The organism is Saccharopolyspora sp. ID03-671, from assembly GCF_045278815.1.
Lineage (GTDB): Bacteria > Actinomycetota > Actinomycetes > Mycobacteriales > Pseudonocardiaceae > Saccharopolyspora > Saccharopolyspora ipomoeae.
Genome location: NZ_CP134054.1, coordinates 3,024,739 through 3,044,483 on the forward strand (window position 1 = coordinate 3,024,739; position 19,745 = coordinate 3,044,483).

Here is a 19,745-nt window from a genome sequence, read left to right on the forward strand (position 1 = left end):
CGCGCACTCGGTTTTACGGGTTCAGGCGGACCGTGGTCAGATCGAGCTCACGGTATGCCTTGACCTCACCTGCGGCGACTCGCTCCGAGAAGCCGTACTGCACCGGCTGGGTCCACAGCGGGATGACCGGCAGGTCTTCTCCCAGCAGCTTCTCCGCGTCGGCGTAAGCGGCGGTGGCGGCCTCCATCGTGGGAGCCGCGTTCGCCTTGTCCAGCGCGGCGTCGAACGCCGGGTTGGAGTACTTGTAGTCGTTCGAGGACGCGTCCGTGCGGTACAGCTGCGTCAGGAACGTCTCCAGGTTCGGGTAGTCGGCCTTCCACCCGGTCCGGAACAGGCCGTCGAACTGGAACGCGTTGGCCTTCTGGCGGAACTCGCCGAAGGTCGGCACCGGCACGAACTGGGTCGGGATGCCCAGGTTCTGCTGGATGCTCGCGGCCACGGCCTGCACCCACTCGTCGTGCCCGCCGTCGGCGTTGGTCTCCAGGGTCAGGGTGCCCTGGAAACCGCCGGCCTGCGCCAGGTACTGCTTGGCCTTCTCCGGGTTGAACTCGCAGGCCTCACCGCACTGGCCGGGGCGGTAGCCGTCCACGGCCGCGGTGGCGAAACCGTCCGCCGGGTCACGACCGCCGGAGAACACCTGCTGGGTGATCGTCTTGCGGTCGATCGACATCGAGATCGCCTTGCGGACCAGCGGGTTCTTGAACTTCTCGTCGTAGATCGGGAAGCCCAGGTTCTGGGTGAGCAGGCCCGGCTTCTGCTTCGCGCGCTCGCCGAGGTCCTGCTTCCACTTGTCACCGACCAGCGCAGAGACCGGAACGGCCCGCAGGAAGTCCAGGTTGCCCGAGGCCAGGTCCTGGTAGGCGGTGTCGAGGTTGTCGTAGACCTTGAACTTGGCGCCCTTGATCTGCGGCTTGTCAGCGCCCGCGTACTGGTCGTAGGCGGTCAGGTTCAGCTCGACGTTCGGCTGGCGGTCCTGGAACTTGAACGGACCGTTGCCGATCGGGTGCTGCTCGAAACCCTTAGGGTCGGCGAAGAACGCGTCGGGCAGCGGCATGTAGGCGGAGTAGCCCAGCACGACCGGGAAGATCGTGAACGGCGCCTTCAGCTTCACGGTGAACGTGGTGTCGTCGACGACCTTGAGACCGGACATCTCCTTGGCCGGCGGGGTCGGGGCCTGTGCCGGGCCCTCGTCGCCGTCCGGGTCCTCGGACTGCAGCTGGTCGTAGCCGTCGATCTGCTCGAAGAAGCTCGCGCCCTGGAAACCGTTGGGACCGTAGGCGGAGTAGTTCCAGGCGTCCACGAAGTTCTTCGCCTTGACCGGCGTCCCGTCGTGGAACGTCCAGCCCGGCTTGAGCTTGATCGTGAAGTTCTGGTTGTCGGTGGTCTCGATCTTGTCTGCGACCGCGTTCTCGACCTTGAGGTCGCTCGCGCGGTACTTCACCAGACCCGTGAACATGGAGCTCACGATGAAACCACCGTTTTCCTCGGTGGTGTTGGCCGGGACAAGAGGGTTCTCCGGCTCGCCCCAGTCCAGGGTGATGATGCCGTCCTCTCCCGAGCCGCTGCCGCCGCCACCGCAGCCGGTGGCGAGCAATGCCACCGCCAGCGGGGCCGCGACCATTGCGGCCAAACGTCCCTTTCGCATGTAGGTCCTCCCGCTTCCACGCGCGCCCCAGGTTTGTTTTCCGGGGTCATCACGCACGACGGTTCTTCACCGTCGCGTCAGACGTGCGTAAACATAAGTGAGAACCGGGCGGCGGCAATGCAGTGTCACAAAGCCGTCACTTTCTGAATCGATACGGAGTTCCCATTCTTTGCAATTGGAACCAAACGTCCACGATATGGGAACTAGCTGATGGACAGGGCAATGCCGTCGAGGATGTCGTGCTCACTCGCCGTCATCGACGAGATACCGCTGCGCTCGGAAAACTCCTCCGCCAGAACCTTGACCACCAGCGCACCGCCCCCGATGACGTCCACCCGACCCGGGTGCATCGAACCGATCTTCGAGCGCTCTTCGTGAGTGGAAGAAAGAAGGCGTTCGGCGATTTGTTCGACCCTATTCTGGGAAATATGGGAAAGGTGAATGGCCTGGGGGTCGTATTCCGGCAAATCCTGCGCGATGGCCGACAGCGTGGTGACCGTTCCCGCGACCCCGACCCACGTCCTGGCCTCGCTGACGTCGACCCGCTCGAATGCCTCGTCGAGGATCTGACGTGCGACTTTCTCCGCTTCGAGGACTTCCTCGTCGGTCGGCGGGTCGTCGTGCAGGCACCGCTCGGTCAGCCGGACGCAGCCGATGTCGGCGGAGTGGGCGGCGGTGATGTCGGCGTTCGCGCCGTCCCAGGTGCCCACCACGACCTCGGTCGAGCCGCCCCCGACGTCGGTTACCACGAACGGGCCGTCCAGCGGGTCGAGGTCGCCGACGGCGCCCACGAACGACAGCCGCGCCTCCTCGTCACCGGTGATCACCTCGGCGTCGACGCCCAGCGTCTCGCGGACCATCGAGAAGAAGTCCTCGCGGTTCTCCGCGTCGCGGGTCGCCGAGGTCGCCACCATCCGGACCCGCTCGACGCCCTTGCGCGCGGCCATCGCCGCGTAGTCGACCAGCGCCTCCCGGGTGCGCTCGATGGCCTCCGGCGCCAGCCGCCCGGTCGCGTCCACGCCCTGGCCGAGCCGCACGATGCGCATCGTGCGGTAGATGTCGCGCAGGTCCTTGCGCCCGTCGTCGTGGACCGTGACGTCCGCGATCAGCAGACGAATCGAGTTCGTCCCGCAGTCGATCGCCGCAACCCGTGCCATCGCACCCTCCTCGACCAGCTGCGCACCGGCGTTTCCGGCCGCTCCCCCACGCTATCGGCACCGGGCCACCCCGGAGAAAGCGCCGGGCCGCGCGCGTTTCGACAACGCGCGCGGCCCGGCGCCGGGGTCCGGCTGGTCACTGGGTCGACCGGTAGTCCTCCGGGACGGTGCAGGACGTGACGACGCCGCCGGGGTCGGTGAACACCTTGCCGCCAGGCTGAGCCAGCAGCGGACGCGTCTCGCCGGGTTGCAGGTCCTCGCCCGGCTGCGGTTCGAGCAGTGAGAACTCGCCGCGGTCGAGCACCGCCGGGTCGCACTGCTCCGGGGTCTCGGAACCGGAGGTCTCCGACGACGGCGAGAGACCGGGAACCGGCTCGGAACTCGGGGTTTCCGAGGAGGTCGGCGGCTGGGACGTGCTCGGCGGCGTCGACGGTTCCGGCGTTCCCGAGCTCGGCGGCATCGTCGGGGTGGGCGCGGGCTTGGTCTCCGGCTCGTCGCCCGGGAGCTGCGGCGGCGCGGGCTCGACGGGCGCCACCAGCGGCGGCTCGGACGGGCCCGACTCCGAGGCCGGCTGTTCCGGGAGCGGCGGGCCCGGCTCCGGCGCGGGCGCGGCCGGCGGGAGCGCGAGCGGCTGCGGGTCCTCGACCGGCGGGACCGGTTCGATCTCGGGAACGATCAGCGGCTCGGGCGCGGGCATCGCCAGCGCGTCCTGCTCGGCGCGCACCCGCTCCCCCGCCAGCACGTCGCCGGTGGCCGGGGAGAGCTCGGCCGGGGTCGGGGTGACGCCGCGGCGGTAGGCGTCGGCCCAGACCATGACCGTCCGGACGTAGCTCTCGGAGTGGTTGTAGCGGAACACCGCGGCGGCCAGCTCGCGCGGATCGTTGAGGTCACCGCCACCGCTGCAGAGGTAGGTCCCGGCCGCGGCCGCCGCGTCGGGCAGGTTGTGCGGGCTCTCGACGCCGTCCTCGTTGCCGTCGGTCGCGAACTTGCGCCAGGTCGAGGGGATGAACTGCATCGGCCCCACGGCCCGGTCCCACACCGGGTCGCCGTCGAAGCGACCGGCGTCGGTGTCCGGGATCGCCGCGACGTTCGGGCCGCCCGACAGCCTCGGGCCGAGGATCGCGTGCGTGGTCGTGCCGTTGACGTCGATGGCGCCGTTGCGGGCGTGCCCGGACTCGATGCGGCCGATCGAGGCCAGCACCGACCAGTGCATCCCGCACGCGTGCGTCTGCTCCACCGAGCGGGCCGCCTGCATGTAGGCCGCGAGCACGGGTTCGGGGATGCCGAGCTCACCGGCCGGCAACTCCACCCGGGGCGCGGCCTGCGGCACGGCGGCCAGCTGCGCCGGGTCGGCGGCCTCGTCGAGCAGGCGAGGGCTCAGCGTCGGGGCCTGCGGCAGGTTCCCGCTCACGCCCAGCTGCTTGAGGTCCGGCGCGTGCTGATCCGTCCCGGTCGGCAGCGCGGAAGCGCTGACCAGGGCCGCGGGCAGCGCCAGGACCGGCGCCATCGCGGTCGCCGCCAGCCACCTCCGCGCCCGGTTGCCGACCACCGCGCTCGTCTTCGCCTTCCGCCGGATCTTGTTCTTGCGGTTCGCCACCCGTGCAACCCCCACACCTGAGTCCGAGGCCAGTCCGCCAGAGCCGAATCCCTGGATACACCACCCGCGGAACGTCCGCCGAGCGGCGAACGACCCGGTTCACCCGACCGAGCCTCTCGGTCGGGTGGGGCGTTTCGCGGAAACCTCCCCGCTCCCGGATCCGGCCGAGCAGTTCAACTCGACGTCGGTTCGCGCCTAGGCTCCGGGGCATGACGCTCACCGACGAGCTGCGCGTGTTCAGCACTCACCAGGTCGCCAACCAGTCCGCTCCGCTGTCCGGGTTCGACCCGCTCGCCTGCGACCCCGCGCTGGGTTCGGCGCTGACCCGCTACGCCGTCGGCGACCTCACCCCGCTCGCGCTGGAAGCCGGTTCGGCCGAGATCCGCGAGCACGGCAGGCTCGCCGACGAGAACCCGCCGCAGCTGCGCACCCACGACCGCTACGGCAACCGCATCGACGAGGTCGAGTACCACCCGTCGTGGCACCGGCTGATGGAACGGGCCATCGCGCACGGCCTGCACGCCGCGCCGTGGGCGCAGGGACCGGGCGCGCACCTGCGCCGGGCCGCCGGGTTCTACCTGTGGTCGCAGGCCGAGGCCGGGCACGGCTGCCCGATCTCGATGACCTACTCCTCGGTGCCCGCGCTGCGCTGGTCTCCCGAGCTGGCCGCCGAGTACGAGCCGAAGCTGACCGCGCCCGGCTACGAGTTCGGGCTGCGCCCGCCGCAGGAGAAGTCGGCGCTGCTCGCGGGCATGTCGATGACCGAGAAGCAGGGCGGCTCCGACGTCCGCGCCAACACCACCACCGCCGAGCCGCTGGCCGACGGGACCTACCGGCTCGTCGGGCACAAGTGGTTCACCTCGGCGCCGATGAACGACCTGTTCCTCACCCTGGCCCAGACGGCGAACGGGCTGAGCTGCTTCCTGGTGCCGCGCGTGCTGCCCGACGGCAGCCGCAACGAGATCCGGTTGCAGCGGCTCAAGGACAAGCTGGGCAACAAGTCCAACGCGTCGTCGGAGATCGAGTACACCGGAGCCATCGGGCACCTCGTCGGCGAGGAGGGGCGCGGGGTCCGCTACATCATCGAGATGGTGTCGATGACCAGGCTCGACTGCGTGCTGGGCGCGGCGGCCAACGTCCGCATCGCGCTGTCGGAGGCCGCCCACCACGTGCAGCGGCGCAGCGCGTTCGGCGCGCGGCTGGCCGACCAACCGCTGATGCAGCAGGTCGTCGCCGATCTCGCGCTGGAGTCCGAGGCGGCGACGACGCTGGCGATGCGGCTGGCGGCCGCGGTGGAGCAGCAGGAGCAGGACCTGCTGCGGCTGGCGCTGCCCGCGACGAAGTTCTTCGTCTGCAAGCGCGCGCCGTACGTGGTGGCCGAAGCGCTGGAGTGCCTGGGCGGCAACGGCTACGTCGAGGAGTCCGGAATGCCGCGGCTCTACCGCGAGGCGCCGCTGATGTCGATCTGGGAGGGCTCGGGCAACGTCACGGCCCTCGACCTGCTGCGAGCCCTGGCCAAGCAGCCGAGCACCCGGGACGCGCTGCTGGCCGAGCTCGACGCCGCGACCGGCGAGAACGCCACCTACGACGCCGCCGTGCGCCGGGTCCGCACCGAGCTCGCCGAGCCCCGCCCGGAGCGCGCCCGCGCGCTGGCCGAGTCGGTGGCCCTGACGCTGCAGGCGTCGCTGCTCCAGCGCTACGCCCCGGCCTCGGTCTCGGACGCCTTCATCGCCACCCGCCTCGGCGACCCGGCCCGCACCTTCGGCGCGACCCCGATCCCGAACCCCAAGACCCTCGTCGACCGCATCGCACCCGGTCGCTGAGGCAGCGAAGTTTTCATGAAAACTTCCCCACCCACGACGACACACCACCGGGGAGATTTTCATGAAAACGTCCCCGTCCACGCACTCGGACACCACCGATGACCTCGGTCTTCGCCGTGGGAGACCGTTTCGTGGGTCGGGGAGGTTTTCATGAAAACCTCCCCGTCACCGACCACGGATCCGGTGGAGGCGGTGGTCCCGGGGCAGGGAAGTTTTCATGAAAACGTCCCCGACGCCGAAAGAGCGCGGGAGGCCTCAGCGGGCGAGGAGGTAGCGGTGCTCCGGCCAGCGCTCGGCGATGAGGTCGACGGCCTCGTCGCCGAACGGGTTCACCCCGGGCCCCTTGGCCAGGGCGTGCGCGATGTGCACGTGCAGGCACTTCACGCGGTCCGGCATGCCACCCGCGCTGACGTCGGTGCCCAGCGACTCCAGGGCGTCGCGCTCCGCGAGGTAGGACTCGTGGGCGCGCCGGTACACCTCGGCCAGCTCCTCGTCGGTGGCCAGCCGGTCCTGCATCTCCTTCATCAGCCCCTCCGCCTCGAACGTCGAGGCGTGGGCGGTGAGGTCCGGGGCCGTCAAGTAGTACAGCGTCGGGAACGGGGTGCCGTCCTCCAGCCGCGGCCAGGTCTGCACCACCGTCGGCTCACCGGAGGCGTCGCGCGCCGCGATCGCGTGCAGCCCCCGGGGCGGCCGCCCGAGCTGACGCCGGACGCACTCCCGGTCGGCCTCGCTGACCAGCGACGTGTCCACCTTCACGATTCCTTCCCCAACACCGAGTTCCACATCTCCTCGTACCACGGCACACCGTCGTCACCGGGTGCCCGCGGAGGCGGCGGGGCCGGGGCCTGCGGCACCTCCACGATGTAGGGCGTCTCGCCCGGGCGGACGTAGCCGAGGCGCGCCCGCGCTTCGGCCTCGACCTGCTCCGGGTCGGAGAGCTCCTGCTTGCGCTGCTCCAGCTGGCGGACCTGGACCTCCAGCTCGGCGCGCTGCGTCTCCTGCGCGGCGAGCTCGTCGCGCTGGCTGAGGTAGGTGCGCAGCGGCACCGCCACGCTCAGCGCCATCACGCACACCAGCAGCGCCAGCACCGCCGCGCGACGCGTCGAGGAGAGCTGGAACGCGCCGCCGGTGCTGGACCTGGGCCTCGCCGGACGCCGCTTCGGGGCGCCCGGCTTGCCCGCGGGCTTGCGCTGGCCTTGCTTCGCCTGGGCCGAGTCCCGGCGGGCGCGCACCGGTCGGCGCGACGGCGGAACCTTCCGCTCGCCGCGCCCCTGCGAATCGGATGCGCGCCCGGCCGGCACGACTCAGCTCTCCGCGTTGAACCGCGGGAACGCCAGGTCACCCGCGTAGCGGGCGGCGTCGCCGAGGCCCTCTTCGATGCGCAGCAGCTGGTTGTACTTCGCGACCCGCTCGCTGCGCGCCGGGGCACCCGTCTTGATCTGGCCGCAGCCGGTGGCCACCGCCAGGTCGGCGATCGTGGTGTCCTCGGTCTCGCCGGAGCGGTGGCTCATCATGGACTTGTAGCCGCACGAGGTCGCCAGGCTGACCGCGTCCAGGGTCTCCGACAACGTGCCGATCTGGTTGACCTTGACCAGCAGCGCGTTCGCGGCACCCTTGTTGATGCCGTCCTCCAGGCGCTCCGGGTTGGTGACGAACAGGTCGTCGCCGACCAGCTGCACCTTGTCGCCGATCTGCTTGGTCAGCTTGGCCCAGCCGTCCCAGTCGTCCTCGCCCAGCGGGTCCTCGATGGACACCAGCGGGTACGCGGAGACGAGCTCCTGGTAGTACTCCGCCATCTGGTCGGCGGTGCGCTTGCTGCCCTCGAAGTTGTAGGTGCCCGCCTCGAAGAACTCGGTGGCGGCCACGTCGAGGGCCAGCACGATGTCGCGGCCCAGCTTGTAGCCGGCCTTGTCGATCGCCGAGGCGATCAGGTCCAGCGCCTCGCGGTTGTTGGGCAGGTCGGGGGCGAAGCCGCCCTCGTCGCCCAGGCCGGTGGCCAGGCCCTTGGACTTCAGGACCGACTTCAGCGCGTGGTAGGTCAGCGCCCCAGCGCAGCGCGTCGGCGAAGGTGTCCGCGCCGATCGGCGCGATCATGAACTCCTGGATGTCCACCCCGGTGTCGGCGTGCGCGCCGCCGTTGAGGATGTTCATCATCGGCACCGGCAGAACGTGCGCGTTCGGGCCGCCGATGTAGCGGAACAGCTCCAGCTCGGAGGCCTCCGCGGCGGCCTTGGCGACCGCGAGCGAGACGCCGAGGATCGCGTTGGCGCCGAGCCGCGACTTGTCCGGGGTGCCGTCGAGGTCCACCAGCTTCTGGTCGACCACGCGCTGCTCGGTGGCGTCCAGGCCGGTCAGCTCGGGGCCGATCTCGTCCAGCACGGCCGAGACGGCGTTCTCCACGCCCTTGCCGCCGTAGCGGCCGGCGTCACCGTCGCGCAACTCGACGGCCTCGTGCTCGCCGGTCGAGGCGCCCGAGGGGACCGCCGCGCGGCTGAGCGTGCCGTCCTCCAATGCCACTTCGACCTCGACGGTGGGGTTACCGCGCGAATCGAGGATCTCGCGGGCGCCGACCTGTTCGATGATCGCCACGTGTGCTCCTAACCAGCTTGGATCCATAGGACGGGAGCAACCGCCACGACGTTCCCGCACGCCGCGCTCCGGCCGTCCGCCCCGACAACCGACTACGAGCCTAACCGGGCCGATACCGCGCTCGCCGCAGACTCGCGATGCGGTGATCTGCGCCGCTCGATCTGCTCTCCCGCGTCGGGTCCGCGACACCTCCGCGTCACCGGAAGACCATCCGGTCGGACGTCTCGGAACAGCCGATCGCGGATTAACGTTGTCCGCGCCATGACGACAGAAGGCACCGTCGAAGCGTTCCGGCGAGCGGAGGACCTGCTCGCGCAACGCCGCCCGCTGGAAGCCCTCAAAGTCCTCGAACCCGTTGTCGAAGCCGACCCCGACAAGCCCAGCGTGCAGCTGGCGCTGGGCCGGGCGTACTTCTTCTCGGCGCAGCTGCGCCGGGCCGAGCGCGCGTTCCTGCGCGTCCTGGAGTTCGACCCCTCGGACCACTACGCGCGTCTCGTCCTGGGCCGCACCCTGCAGCGCCAGGGCCGCCTCACCGAGGCCCGCGCCCAGATCCGCCTCGCCGCCACCATGTACCCGGACCCGGCCTACCAGGAGGCCCTGGGCGAGATCAACGCCCACATCGCCGTCCGCTCCTCCTGATCCCACCCAACCGCACCGGGGTTGACCGGATTTCAATGGAAGTCGGGTCTCCGATTTCCATAGAAATCGGAGACCCCTGGTCAGCGGCGCTGGTTGCCCGCTGCTGCGTAGGTCTCGGCCAAGCCGAAAACCTTCTGGGCGTATTCGACGGAGTTGTTGTAGGACATGACGCCCTGCCACCAGCCGGAGCCGGTGGACATGTCGCGGCCGCCGGCGCACAGGTAGCGCCCGGCGGAGACGGCCGCGTCGTCGAGGTTCTGCGGATCGCCGCGGCCGTCCCCGCTGCCGTCGGTGGCCCACTTGTTCCAGGTCGTGGGGATGAACTGCATCGGCCCGACGGCGCGGTCGTGCTCGACGTCGCCGTCGAGGGCGCCCCCGTCGCTGTCCGGGATGAGCCGGACGTTGGGGCCGCCGTCGAGCTTGATGCCGATGATCGGCGTCGACGGCCGGGCGTCCTCGCGCAGCTGCCGGTTGCCGAAGCGGCCGTGGTTGGACTCGATGCGGCCGATGCCGGCGAGCGTGGTCCAGGAGATCCGGCAGTTCGGCTGGTGCTGGCGCAGCGCCAGGTCGGCGTTGACGTAGGAGACGACGGCGCGGGCCGGGATGTCGACCACGGCGGAGACCTGGTTCGCCCACTCGCGCACCGGGTCGACGCCGGGCTGCGGCTGGGGTTGCGGCTCCACCTGCGGGGCCTGCACCGGCGGCGCGATCGAGCCGGGCGCGACCTGCGCGGGCTTGGGGTCCTCGGGGCGCGGTGGCGCGGCGACCGGAGCCTTCTCCGGCGTGCCGAGGAGGTGGACCAGGGCGACGCCGACGACCATCGCGGCCAGCAGCGAAACGACCAGCGCGAGGCGTCCGAGGGCCGCGAGCACCGTTGGCGAGATCCTGATCACCCGCACAGGCTACTTGCAGGTAGCCGCGGGTTCCAGCACTTCAGGGCACCGACCACCCTCCGGAATCAGCCCTCGGCCGGGAGTGACCGGCTGGTCCTGCCGTAGTGGTCGGCGTAGTCGAGGACCTCCTGGCCGTAGCTGCGGGACTGGTTGTAGTCCAGCAGCGCCGACCAGAACCGCTCGCCGTCGCGCATGTCGTGCCCGACCGCGCACAGGTAGCGCCCGGCGGTCAGCGCGGCGTCGTCGATGTCCTGCGGGTCGGCGACGCCGTCGCCGTCGGCGTCGCTCTCGTACTCGCGCCAGGTGGACGGGATGAACTGCAGCGGCCCGACCGCCCTGTCCCACACCGGGTCGCCGTCGAGGACACCGCCGTCGGTGTCGTGGATCTGCTTGACGCCCTCACCGCCGTCCAGCGGCAGTCCGATGATCCGGGGCGTGGGCCTGCCGGTCTCGTCGAGCCGGGAACCGCCGTGCCTGCCGTGGCTGGACTCCACCGCGCCGATGCCCGCCAGCACCGTCCAGCTCATCCCGCACTCGGCGGACTCGGCGCCCAGCGCCACCTGCGCGTAGCCGTAGGCCTGCAGCGCGGCGCGCGGGATGTTGAGCTCGTCGGACATCCGCTCCGACCAGTCGGTCAGCTGCGCCTGGGGCCGGTCGGGGGTCCGCGCGCCCGCGGCGAGGAGCTGGACCGGCGGCGGGTCGATGCCCGGGTCCGGCGGCGCGGACGCCGACGGGAGCTCGAACGTCGTCGAGGGCGCGGGTGAGCAGGCGGCCAGCGCTAACAGCAGCGGGACCGCCACCAGCCGGCGGTCAGGCATCGGATCCGCTCAGCAGCTCGTTCCAGTCCGACGCGGTGAGCTCGGCGCGACCGGTCTCGCGGGCGCGGCGCTCGGCGGCGCGGATGCGCGCGGCGAACTCCAGGGACACCGAGCGCAGCGCGTCCTCGGGGTCGGTCCCGTCGAGCTTGCCGCGCGCGGTCAGCGCGAACAGGGCGGACCCGGTGTCGGTGCCGGAAGGCATGGCCTCCAGCGGGATTCCGGCGCGGGCGGCGCGCTGGGTGATCTTGGCGGCCAGCGCCACGGCGGGCTGCCCCAGCGCAACACCGTCCACGATGGACTCGCGCTGCTTCTCCTGCTGCTTGAGCTCCTCCCAGCGCGCGTGCTGGGTCTCGGTGTCGAGGACGGTGGTGTCGTCGGCGAAGACGTGCGGGTGCCTGCTGACGAGCTTGCTCACCAGCCCCGCCGCGACGGCGTCGATGCCGAACGGGTCGTCGGGGTCCTCGGCGGCGACGCGCGCGTGGAACAGGACCTGCAGCAGCACGTCGCCGAGCTCCTCGCGCAGCGCTGCGCGGTCCTTCTCCGCGATGGCGTCGAGCAGCTCGTAGGCCTCCTCGACGAGGTACTGGCGCAGCGAGTCGTGGTCCTGCTCGGCGTCCCACGGGCAGCCGCCGGGCGAGCGCAGCCGGTCCATGACGGTGACCGCGTCCAGCAGCTCGACGCCGTCCGGCGCGGGCGCGCCGACCACGAGAGCACCGGCGGCGCGCAGGGTTTCGGCGTCGGGGCCGATCTCGCCGGTGATGAGCACGACCGGCGTCCCGGCGGCGCGCGCGACGAGGTCCTCCGGCGCCTCGGGCACCCCCAGCGCGGCCTTGGCCGCAGCCGACAGACCCGCGTCGGCGAAGACCTCAGCGGCCTCGCGGAGCAGCGGCAACGCGGCTGCGGGCAGCGCTTCGTCGAGTCGGTCGTCGACGAGGACGATCGCGGTACCTTCGGCCACCCGGAGCTCGCTCATACCTCGATTGTCCCAATCGGGGACCACCGAGGTTCAGCGACGTGCACCACACGAAGTTCTCATGAAAACCTCCCCACCCCACGGGCCCCGAGGGGACCGAAGTTTTCATGAAAACTTCCCCACCAACACACCCGGGAACCGACGTCCCCACGCACGGGGGGACGGAAGTTTTCATGAAAACCGTGTCGTCAAGGGGGTCTGGTGAGGAGGGAAGTTTTCATGAAAACTTCGCCGCCCCAGGTTCGGGGATCAGGAGGACTTGTCCTCAGGGTCGATGCGGAAGCCCGTGGTCTCGTCCTCGTTGGGGGCGGCCTGGAGGCCGATCTGGTCCCAGACGCCGTAGCGGGGGCTGAGGGTGACGCCGACGCGGTCGGCGGTGGCGCCCAGCAGGAAGCTGCCGACGCCCTGCAACGTCTGGTCGTCGACGGCGCTCGTCGGGTTCGGCGACGGCTTCGCCTCGCGCTCGCGGATGAGCGCGACCAGCCACTGGCCCGAGTTCGGTTCCGGTTCGAAGGCCAGCACCGTGCCCGGTTCGGCGCCGAACAGCGGCGTCGAGGCGGCGAGCTTCGGGCTGTCCACCGCCCGCAGCCGCTGCCCCGCCGCTGCGGGAACACCGGCCCCGGCGTCGGCGGCGATCAGGTCGCGCACCGCGGCGTCGCCCCGGGACATCTGCTGAGCCTTGCGCTCGGCGTCGGCGCGGGTCGTGGCCTGGGTGAAGTCGAAGGTGACGGCCAGGCCGTCGAAGTAGCGGCGCCCCAGCTCGGTCACCAGCGCCTCGCTGCGCGCCATGTCGTGCAGGTTCTCCGGCGTGAAGATCTTGCCCTGCGTGGCCTGCGGACCGCCCCACTGGTTGATCATGTCGGTGACCTGCTGCTCCGACACCGTCAGCCCGTCCTGGCGCGCGGCCTGCGCGACGAGCTCCTTGCGCACCAGCTGCCCGGCCAGGGTCCGGCCGAGCTCGTCGTACTGGCCCTGCCGGCGCAGCTGCGGCTTCAGCTCCGGTTCCTTGGCCAGCACCTCGGAGAACCAGGACTGCACCTCGGACACCGGGATCCGCTGGTCACCGACGATCGCGGCCGCACCCGCCTGACCGGGCCCGGACCCGCAACCCGACAGCAGCACACCGGCAACGGCGAGAGACGCGAACAAGCGGCCACGGCGCAGCGAGATCGTCACGCGAGGCACCCTCTCACGTCATCACCGAGAGATGAAGCCTCAACACAGTCCGAAGTCGACATCTCGCCACGACGACTGATTCCAGGCTCGGAAAGCTCCGTCGCTTTCCGGCGTCAGGCGGGCACGGGGTTGCTGGTGAGGGTCTCCAGGAACGTGGTGCACCACTCCAGCAGGGCTTCGTCGCGGAGTTGCGGGGCGCCCATGCGGCCACCCGCCGCTCCCTCCGTGGGGCGGGGCAGCGAGATCGTGCGCAGAGCGGGCTTGTAGACCGCCTTCGGGTGGAGCCGCTTCAGGCGGACCTGCTTGGAATCCGGCAGTTCCAGCGGCGCGAACCGCAGCGACGAGCCCTGCAGCGTCACCTCGCGAACCCCGTGCTCGCGGCAGATCTGCCGGAACCGGGCCACCTTGAGCAGCCGCTCCACCGGTTCCGGCAGCGGGCCGTAGCGGTCGGTGAGCTCGGCCCGCACCGCCTCCAGGTCGTCGGTGCCGGCCGCGGCGGCCAGCTTCCGGTAGGCCTCCAGGCGCAGCCGCTCGCCGGGCACGTAGTCGTGCGGGATGTGCGCGTCGATCGGCAGATCCACCCGGACGTCGGTGAGCTCCTCCTCGCCCTCGGCGGGCTCGGCACCGGCGTGCCTGCGGAAGGCGTCCACGGCCTCCCCCACCAGCCGCACGTACAGGTCGAAGCCGACGCCCGCGATGTGCCCGGACTGCTCGGCGCCCAGGATGTTGCCGGCGCCCCGGATCTCCAGGTCCTTCATCGCCACCGCCATGCCGGCGCCCAGCTCGGAGTTCTGGGCGATGGTGGCGAGCCGGTCGTGCGCGGTGTCGGTCAGCGGCTTCTCCGGCGGGTACAGGAAGTACGCGTAGCCGCGCTCGCGCGCCCGGCCGACGCGCCCGCGCAGCTGGTGCAGCTGGGCGAGGCCGAGCATGTCGGAGCGGTCCACGATCAGCGTGTTGGCGTTGGAGATGTCCAGGCCCGTCTCGATGATCGTGGTGCACACCAGCACGTCGTGCTCGCGCTCCCAGAAGCCCTGGATGATCTTCTCCAGCCGCTCCTCGTTCATCTGCCCGTGCGCGGTGACGATCCGCGCCTCCGGCACGAGCTCGCGCAGCTGGCGGGCCGCCTTCTCGATGTCGCTGACCCGGTTGTGCACGAAGAACACCTGCCCGTCGCGCAGCAGCTCGCGGCGGATCGCCGCGCCCACCTGCTTCGGGTCGTAGGCGCCGACGTAGGTCAGCACCGGGTGCCGCTCCTCCGGCGGGGTCAGGATCGTCGACATCTCGCGGATGCCGGCCATGCTCATCTCCAGCGTCCGCGGGATCGGCGTGGCCGACATGGTCAGCACGTCGACGTGCGTGCGCAGCGCCTTGATGTGCTCCTTGTGCTCGACGCCGAAGCGCTGCTCCTCGTCGACGATCACCAGCCCGAGGTCCTTGTAGCGGACGCCGGTCTGCAGCAGCCGGTGCGTGCCGATGACGATGTCGACCTCGCCGTCGGCCAGGCCCTTGATCGTCTGGTCGGACTCCATCGGGTCGGTGAACCGGGACAGGCCCTTGATGGTCACCGGGAACGAGCGCATCCGGTCGGCGAACGTGTTCAGGTGCTGCTGCGCGAGCAGCGTCGTGGGCACCAGCACGGCGACCTGCTTGCCGTCCTGCACGGCCTTGAACGCCGCGCGCACCGCGATCTCGGTCTTGCCGTAGCCGACGTCGCCGCAGATCACCCGGTCCATCGGGACCGAGCGCTGCATGTCGCCCTTGACCTCGTCGATCGCGGCGAGCTGGTCGCCGGTCTCGGTGTAGGGGAAGGCGTCCTCCAGCTCGCGCTGCCACGGGGTGTCGCCGCCGAAGGCGTGCCCTGGCGAGGACTGGCGGGCGGCGTAGAGCTGCACGAGCTCGGCGGCGATCTCCTTGACCGCCTTGCGCGCCTTGGCCTTGGTGTTCTTCCAGTCCGAGCCGCCGAGCTTGTTCAGCGTCGGCGTCTCGCCGCCCACGTAGCGGGTGACCTCGTCGAGCTGGTCGGTGGGCACGAACAGCCGGTCGCCGGGCTGGCCGCGCTTGCTGGAGGCGTACTCCAGCACCAGGTACTCGCGGGTCGCGCCGCCGACGGTGCGCTGCACCATCTCGACGTACTTGCCGATGCCGTGCTGGTCGTGCACCACGAAGTCGCCGGTCTTGAGCGCCAGCGGGTCCACGGCGTTGCGGCGCCGCGACGGCATCCGCCGCATGTCCTTGGTGGAGGTCCCACCGCGCCCACCGGTCAGGTCGGCCTCGGTGAGCACCACCAGCGCGATCTCCGGCGCGGCGAACCCGTCCTCCAGGCCGCCGCGCACCACGGTGACCACGCCGGAGGCGGGTTCCTCGGCGAGCCCGTCCTCGGCCAGCGAAGCGGGAAGCTCGGCCTCGCGCAGCTGCTGCACGGCGCGCTGCGCGGTCCCGGCACCGGCCACCACCAGCACGGCGGCACCGCCCGAGGCGGTGTGCGCGCGCAGGTCGGCGTAAGCGCGTTCGATCTCGCCCCGGTAGGCGTCGGGCTGCTTGAGGCTCAGCCGGACGACCTCGTCGTCCTCGCCTTCCTCGCTGGTCAGCTGGGTCAGCGGCCACCACGGCAGGCCCAGCGAGCGGGTGTGCTCGGCGACCTCGGCGAGACCCCGGTAGGCCGAGGCGCCCAGGTCGATCGGGGCCTTGCCGCCGTCGGCGGCGACCATCCAGGACGCTTCGAGGAACTCCTGCCCGGTGCGCACCAGGTCGGCGGCGCGGGCGTGGATCTTCTCCGGGTCGGCGGGGATCACGTGCGTCCCGGCCGGGACGAGGTCGCTGAGCAGCTGCATCTCGCCCTCGCACAGCGCCGGGATGAGGGCCTCCATGCCCTCGACCGGGGCGCCGCCGGCGATCTTGCCGAGCATCTCGGCCAGGTTCGCGTCGGCCTGGTGCTGCTCGGCGAGCTTGCCCGCGCGCTCGGCGACCTGCTCGGTGATGAGCAGCTCGCGGCAGGCGGGCGCGATCAGGTCGGTGTCCGGGGCCTCGGGCAGGGAGCGCTGGTCGGCGACGGAGAACGGGCGGATCTCGGTGACCTCGTCGCCCCAGAACTCGACCCGCAGCGGGTGCTCCTCGGTGGGCGGGAAGACGTCGACGATGCCGCCGCGCACGGCGAACTCGCCGCGCTTCTCGACCATGTCGACCCGGTCGTAGGCCAACCCGGCCAGCCGCTCGACGGTCTCCTGGAAGTCGACCTCGACGCCCACCGACAGCCGCACCGGCGCGAGTTCGCCGAGGCCGGGCGCGATCGGCTGGATGAGGCTGCGGACCGTGGTGACCAGCACCCGGATCTGCCCGCACGGGTGTTCCTCGGGGTGGGCGAGCCTGCGCAGCACCGACAGCCTGCGGCCCACGGTGTCGGCGCGCGGCGACAGGCGCTCGTGCGGCAGGGTCTCCCAGGACGGGAAGACCTCGACGCCGTCGGGCCCGAGCAGGTCGGCGATCGCGGCGGCGGACTCCTCGGCCTCCCGGCCGGTGGCGGTGACCAGCAGCACCGGGCGGTCGGCCCCGGCGGCGAGCGCGGCGGCGGTCAGCGGGCGCGCGGCGGCCGGGCCCTCCACGACCAGGCGCGGGTTGTCCGCGGCGTCGATGAGGCGCCGCAGGGCGGGATCGCGCAGCACGTTGTCGAGCAGTCCGCGCAGGGGACCGGCCTTGCTCATGGAGCTACCTCGCAGCGGAGTGAAGCGAATGCGGACACACCTCGGCCCGGGACTCCGGCGCGAGGCGGCGGCCGCTCGAGCGGGGCGGCCACTCGAGCGGTGGGAACCCCAGACTACGACTCCGGGGTGACACGAACAGCCCGCCCCAGGTCACCGCGTCATCGGCTTGGGCTTGTGCTCCAGCCCGGACAGCCCGTTCCAGGCGAGGTTGACCAGGTGAGCGGCCACCTCCTCCTTCTTGGGCTTGCGCGCTCCAGCCACCACTGGCCGGTCAGCGCGACCATGCCCACCAGCGCCTGGCTGTAGAGCGGGGCGAGCTTGGCGTCGTAGCCGCGGGCGGTGAACTGCAGCCCCAGGATGTGCTCGACCTGGCTGGCGATGTCGTTGAGCAGGCTGGAAAAGGTGCCGCTGCTGCTGGCCACCGGCGAGTCGCGGACCAGCACGCGGAAGCCGTCGGTGTTCTCGTCGATGTAGTCGACCAGGGCGTGCGCGGCCTGCTCCAGCAGCACCCGGGGGTGCCCGGCGTCGAGCGCCGAGACGATCAGGTCCAGCAGGTCGCGCATCTCGCGGTCGACCACGACCGCGTAGACGCCCTCCTTGCCGCCGAAGTGCTCGTAGACCACGGGCTTGGAGACCCCGGCGCGGTGCGCGATCTCCTCGATGGAGGTCCCGTCGAACCCCTTCTCCGCGAACAGCGCGCGCGCCACGTCCAGCAGCTGCTGGCGTCGTTCCTTACCGGTCATCCGCGCGCGCGGCCGCGCTGGAGCCCTCGTGGGCGCCGCCGTCTCGGGCGCGTTCCGCCCACGTCTCCGTCCTGCCACAACGACCCACCCTAAGACCTGTGTCGTGGTTACTTTGCGTGGCGGTGCGGGTAGCGGAACCTGACACGCCGCCTGGACTCCGTGCGCCACTCCTGATGTATGCCAATACGCGGCGTCGCGGCGTACTCGCCAGACGACGTGTCAGAACCCGCGGCAGTGCCGGCTGAGTCCCACACCTGAAACAACGGCTCCGCCGCACTCGCGGTGCAGGCCCGAGACGCAGAGGTGCCCGCGCGGCGATCACCGCGCGGGCACCGTGGTTCGGCGCGGTCAGCCCTTGTAGTCGGTGACCGCGATGCGCGCGAGGCGCTTCTCGTTGGGCCAGCGGACCTTCCAGGCCCAGCCCAGCTTCTCGAAGATCCAGATGGTGCGCGCCGAGATGTCCAGCTGGCCGCGCAGCACGCCGTGCCGCGCGCAGGTCGGGTCGGCGTGGTGCGAGTTGTGCCAGGACTCGCCGAACGACAGGATCGCCAGCGGCCAGAAGTTGGCCGCCTTGTCGCGGCTCTTGAACGGGCGCTCACCGATCATGTGGCAGATCGAGTTCACCGACCAGGTCACGTGGTGCAGCAGCGAGACGCGCACCAGACCGGCCCAGAAGAACGCGGTGACGCCGCCCCAGACGGACCAGGTGATCAGGCCGCCGAGGATGCCGGGCAGCACCAGGCTCAGCGCGGTCCACAGCGGGAACAGCTTGTCGACGCGCACCAGCTCGGCGTCCTTCTGCAGGTCCGGCGCGAAGCGGTCGTGGTTGGTCAGGTCGCGCTCGAACAGCCAGCCCATGTGGGAGTACCAGAAGCCCTTGGCCAGGGCGGCCGGCGAGGAGCCGAAGCGCCACGGGGAGTGCGGGTCGCCGTCGCGGTCGGAGTAGGCGTGGTGCCTGCGGTGGTCGGCGACCCAGGTGATCACCGGACCCTGCACGGCCATCATCCCGTGATGGCGAGGAACAACTTGACGCCGCGGTTCGCCTTGAACGAGCCGTGCGTGAAGTAGCGGTGGAAACCGACGGTCACGCCCAGCCCGGAGAAGAAGTAGAAGACAGCGGCCAAGCCGACGTCGACCCAGCCCAGCCCCCAGCCCCAGGCGGCGGGCACCGCCAGCAGTAGCGCCGCGAACGGGACCAGGACGAACACGTACACCGACAGGTGCCCGATCATCGGGCGCCGGCCTGCGGTCAGCGGCTTGGGTCCGGACTCACGACTGGGTTGAGGTGGGGTCACCGACTCGGTTGCTGCGGTCATGCTCAATACCTCGAATGGCTTGAGGAGGTGGGAAAACTTCGGTTCCACGCCCGACGATCACGGCCTCCGCAACACCTCCACCCTACGGGACCGTAACCTACGCTAGCGTAAGTTGTTCGATGCGAAATCGTCACCCCCCGAAGGAAAAAAGCGGCGTGTCGCTGCGTTCCGGGCGTGTCTCGGGTTTCGTGTTCACCCGATCGTCCGCATCGCGCCGTGCAACCGGGCGCAGTCGATCTCCGTCCCCACGGTGTGCCTGCCCAGAACCAGCCGTGCGGGCTTCCGAGCCTCAGCCCCCGCCTGCCCCCGACTCCCCGACCGCAACGGCGGCAGCCCCTCGCTCCGCCCTGCCGCCCGGCACCCCGTCCCCGGCCCGGGCGCAACCCCGGCCGCGACACCGACCCGGACACCGATTCCGCCGAGCACGTGACGATCTCGACATGCCGACACCGGTCGTTGTCACCGACCGGTAAGCTCACGCTGCGGCGCCGGTGCGCAACGCCCGGTTCCGGGGGCCCGACGCGCCCGATCCGCCGTGGTGTAAAGGCAGCACCTCGGATTTTGGTTCCGATGGTCCAGGTTCGAATCCTGGCGGCGGAGCGAGCAGCCCTCCCGGGCCCGACGCGGTGCGCGGCGACGCGCACCGCCCGGGCAGCCCGGGGGACAAGGTGAACAGGG

At 71.1% G+C, this 19,745-nt stretch carries 12 protein-coding genes, 1 tRNA gene and 3 pseudogenes; 3 read left to right on the forward strand and 13 right to left on the reverse strand.

What is annotated here, in order from left to right; all coding sequences use genetic code 11:
• Positions 1–13: 13 nt before the first annotated feature.
• From REH65_RS13685 to REH65_RS13695, 3 genes are all read right to left on the reverse strand, one after another.
• A complete protein-coding gene (locus REH65_RS13685; RefSeq protein ID WP_281458141.1) occupies positions 14–1,645 on the reverse strand; it encodes an ABC transporter substrate-binding protein in 1,632 nt (543 codons plus the stop codon).
• 203 nt (positions 1,646–1,848) lie between these two features.
• Entirely contained in the window at positions 1,849–2,802 is a 954-nt protein-coding gene (locus REH65_RS13690; RefSeq protein WP_281458142.1) for a Ppx/GppA phosphatase family protein, read from the reverse strand.
• 136 nt (positions 2,803–2,938) lie between these two features.
• Positions 2,939–4,399 carry a lytic murein transglycosylase gene (locus tag REH65_RS13695; protein ID WP_406692699.1) on the reverse strand — a complete coding sequence of 487 codons (1,461 nt, stop codon included), beginning with the start codon at positions 4,397–4,399 and terminating at the stop codon, positions 2,939–2,941.
• 209 nt (positions 4,400–4,608) lie between these two features.
• Here REH65_RS13695 and REH65_RS13700 point away from each other — a divergent pair, with 209 nt between their 5' ends.
• On the forward strand, positions 4,609–6,222 hold the full coding sequence (locus REH65_RS13700) for an acyl-CoA dehydrogenase family protein (RefSeq protein ID WP_406692700.1): 1,614 nt from the start codon (positions 4,609–4,611) through the stop codon (positions 6,220–6,222).
• Positions 6,223–6,477: 255 nt separating this feature from the next.
• On the opposite strand, the gene REH65_RS13705 is transcribed toward REH65_RS13700, so the two are convergent.
• The 3 genes and pseudogenes from REH65_RS13705 to eno all read right to left on the reverse strand — a co-directional run bounded on the left by REH65_RS13705 (position 6,478) and on the right by eno (position 8,811).
• Entirely contained in the window at positions 6,478–6,981 is a 504-nt protein-coding gene (locus REH65_RS13705; RefSeq protein ID WP_406693158.1) for a DUF501 domain-containing protein, read from the reverse strand.
• Positions 6,975–7,523 carry a septum formation initiator family protein gene (locus REH65_RS13710; protein WP_406692701.1) on the reverse strand — a complete coding sequence of 183 codons (549 nt, stop codon included), beginning with the start codon at positions 7,521–7,523 and terminating at the stop codon, positions 6,975–6,977. Before REH65_RS13710 ends, REH65_RS13705 begins: the two co-directional genes overlap by 7 nt.
• Positions 7,524–7,526: 3 nt before the next feature.
• Positions 7,527–8,811, reverse strand: a pseudogene (eno, locus tag REH65_RS13715) (phosphopyruvate hydratase).
• A 261-nt stretch (positions 8,812–9,072) separates the two neighbouring features.
• On the opposite strand from eno, the gene REH65_RS13720 reads away from it, so the two are divergent.
• Entirely contained in the window at positions 9,073–9,450 is a 378-nt protein-coding gene (locus REH65_RS13720) for a tetratricopeptide repeat protein (protein ID WP_281458146.1), read from the forward strand.
• 80 nt (positions 9,451–9,530) lie between these two features.
• Here the strand turns inward: REH65_RS13720 and REH65_RS13725 are convergent, their stop codons facing one another.
• From REH65_RS13725 to REH65_RS13755, 7 genes and pseudogenes are all read right to left on the reverse strand, one after another.
• Positions 9,531–10,343, reverse strand: coding sequence for a lytic transglycosylase domain-containing protein (locus REH65_RS13725; RefSeq protein ID WP_406692702.1), 813 nt, complete (start codon positions 10,341–10,343; stop codon positions 9,531–9,533).
• A gap of 65 nt (positions 10,344–10,408) precedes the next feature.
• On the reverse strand, positions 10,409–11,161 hold the full coding sequence (locus REH65_RS13730) for a lytic transglycosylase domain-containing protein (RefSeq protein WP_406692703.1): 753 nt from the start codon (positions 11,159–11,161) through the stop codon (positions 10,409–10,411).
• Complete coding sequence (locus REH65_RS13735; RefSeq protein WP_406692704.1) at positions 11,154–12,134, reverse strand: MazG family protein; 981 nt, start codon at positions 12,132–12,134, stop codon at positions 11,154–11,156. Before REH65_RS13735 ends, REH65_RS13730 begins: the two co-directional genes overlap by 8 nt.
• Positions 12,135–12,383: 249 nt before the next feature.
• Entirely contained in the window at positions 12,384–13,310 is a 927-nt protein-coding gene (locus tag REH65_RS13740) for a SurA N-terminal domain-containing protein (RefSeq protein WP_406692705.1), read from the reverse strand.
• A 113-nt stretch (positions 13,311–13,423) separates the two neighbouring features.
• Positions 13,424–17,008, reverse strand: coding sequence for a transcription-repair coupling factor (gene mfd / locus REH65_RS13745; RefSeq protein WP_281458151.1), 3,585 nt, complete (start codon positions 17,006–17,008; stop codon positions 13,424–13,426).
• 150 nt (positions 17,009–17,158) lie between these two features.
• Positions 17,159–17,751, reverse strand: a pseudogene (locus REH65_RS13750) (TetR family transcriptional regulator).
• A 348-nt stretch (positions 17,752–18,099) separates the two neighbouring features.
• Positions 18,100–19,067 (reverse strand): annotated as a pseudogene (locus REH65_RS13755) (acyl-CoA desaturase).
• A 529-nt stretch (positions 19,068–19,596) separates the two neighbouring features.
• Between REH65_RS13755 and REH65_RS13760 the strand changes: the two are divergent.
• Positions 19,597–19,667: transfer RNA gene (locus REH65_RS13760), tRNA-Gln, on the forward strand.
• Positions 19,668–19,745 lie beyond the last annotated feature (78 nt).

Excerpts from the sequence above, each read along its gene's own strand:
- REH65_RS13730 (WP_406692703.1), bottom strand. The coding sequence starts at position 11,161 with ATGCCTGACCGCCGGCTGGTGGCGGTCCCGCTGCTGTTAGCGCTGGCC.
- REH65_RS13690 (WP_281458142.1), bottom strand. The coding sequence starts at position 2,802 with ATGGCACGGGTTGCGGCGATCGACTGCGGGACGAACTCGATTCGTCTG.
- REH65_RS13685 (WP_281458141.1), bottom strand. The coding sequence starts at position 1,645 with ATGCGAAAGGGACGTTTGGCCGCAATGGTCGCGGCCCCGCTGGCGGTG.
- mfd (WP_281458151.1), bottom strand. The coding sequence starts at position 17,008 with ATGAGCAAGGCCGGTCCCCTGCGCGGACTGCTCGACAACGTGCTGCGC.
- REH65_RS13700 (WP_406692700.1), top strand. The coding sequence starts at position 4,609 with ATGACGCTCACCGACGAGCTGCGCGTGTTCAGCACTCACCAGGTCGCC.
- REH65_RS13720 (WP_281458146.1), top strand. The coding sequence starts at position 9,073 with ATGACGACAGAAGGCACCGTCGAAGCGTTCCGGCGAGCGGAGGACCTG.
- REH65_RS13735 (WP_406692704.1), bottom strand. The coding sequence starts at position 12,134 with ATGAGCGAGCTCCGGGTGGCCGAAGGTACCGCGATCGTCCTCGTCGAC.